This is a genomic window from Desulfovibrio sp. 1214_IL3152, from assembly GCF_036763055.1.
Lineage (GTDB): Bacteria > Desulfobacterota > Desulfovibrionia > Desulfovibrionales > Desulfovibrionaceae > Desulfovibrio.
The window spans coordinates 1-1,003 of record NZ_JBAIYW010000030.1; the positions used below are offsets into that span (position 1 = coordinate 1).

Consider the following 1,003-nt stretch of genomic DNA (forward strand, 5'->3'; position numbering starts at 1 on the left):
TGAAGAACGCCAGATGCCCACGGCATCGGCCAGCGGCAGCACCTTGGGCAACAGCCCGGTATGGCCGTCTGCGGCGTAAAGTTGCGCCATGTATCGCCAGGGGCGATTGTGCGGCACAATAAGCAGCGCGGAACCGGGACGCCCGCCCGTGATCTCGTGCAGATGCGCTTTAAGGGCGGGCAGAAAAGGGCGCTGCCAGGGAAAAACCAGAAAAGGCGAACTACTCATGCGGATAATCCTCTGCGGGCAAAAGGCCGTCGCAGCGCGGGGCAAGCTCTGAAGCTTCGTCCGGCGTCACCAGACGAAAACAGCGCTGGTCAAGGTATACCAGCAGGCCCATGACGGGGGTGCTGTCGTTTCCGCGTCCCGGGAGCAGGCCGCCAAGATATTTGCGTACCTGCTCCACATGGGCGGCTTCGGGCTGGCCGCTTTTATAGTCAATGATCAGCAGTCCCCAGGGTTCGTGAACCAGCAGGTCCATGCGCAAAAGCTGCCCCTGTGGAGTCATTATGGAATGTTCGGGCCAGCCGTTGGCGAGCCAGCGCGCGCTTTGCGGCTGACTTGCAAACCAGTGCAACGCTTCAAATGCGCCGTGGCGCAAGGCCGCATCATCGGGAACAGACAGCGGATAATGACGGAGGCCAAAGTTCAGGGCTGCCTGAGCATCTTCACGCGGATTGCCGGTAAGGCGCAGGTGCTCCAGACAGAAATGCAGCAGATTGCCACGGTCTTCGGGCTGAAAGTCAAAAGCGGCCAGAGGGTTGCGAAAGATCTTCAGGCGCGGCAGCCACTGCATGGGACGCCAGTCTTCGGTATTGGCATCCCTCACGGTGTTTTTTGCATGCCCTGCGGCACTATGTGCCGTTCCGTCAGAAAGGGGACGGTTCTGCTCCTGATCCATACCTGTGGCAAGGCTGCCCGGCATGGCGTCCGTGGCGGGAGTGACGGCGGGTGTGCTTGTCGTGCCGTCGGTGTGCTGTACGCCGGGCATGGGAGGCATGAG

1 protein-coding gene and 1 pseudogene are annotated in these 1,003 nt (G+C 61.2%); both read right to left on the bottom strand.

Annotated elements, in window-relative coordinates:
* The coding region (locus V6C07_RS00650) for a hypothetical protein (RefSeq protein WP_333534431.1) at positions 1-228 on the bottom strand (228 nt) is incomplete at its 3' end.
* Positions 221-1,003 (bottom strand): annotated as a pseudogene (locus V6C07_RS00655) (UvrD-helicase domain-containing protein); the annotation flags it as partial. The gene V6C07_RS00650 and the pseudogene V6C07_RS00655, both read right to left, overlap by 8 nt.